Here is a 229-nt window from a genome sequence, read left to right as displayed (position 1 = left end):
CGTGGTGCCGCCCTTCGACCCGCACAACTACGTGAGCCCGCTCTCGGGCTTCCGCAGCTTCGTCAAGGACCAGCGGGACTCGGTGCTGTTCACCGTCTCCGGCCTGCCCCAGGGCGGCCGGGTCCGGCTCGCTGCCCTCGACGCTTATGACGGCACCGTGGCCAACGTCGACCAGTCCGGCTCAGGCTCGTTCGCCAAGGTCGGCGACGCGGCCTCGATCGCGGCCGCC

1 protein-coding gene is annotated in these 229 nt (G+C 71.6%); it reads left to right on the top strand.

Annotated features, from left to right (window positions below):
• Positions 1-229, top strand: a 229-nt coding sequence (locus OH705_RS29010) for a hypothetical protein (protein ID WP_267303674.1), incomplete at both ends; no start/stop codon positions are given.

The sequence above is a fragment of the Pseudomonas sp. BJa3 genome (assembly GCF_026343815.1).
GTDB classification, from domain to species: domain Bacteria; phylum Pseudomonadota; class Gammaproteobacteria; order Pseudomonadales; family Pseudomonadaceae; genus Aquipseudomonas; species Aquipseudomonas soli.
The sequence above is the reverse complement of the archived record's forward strand: the minus strand, read 5'-3'. Positions and strand labels throughout refer to the sequence as shown.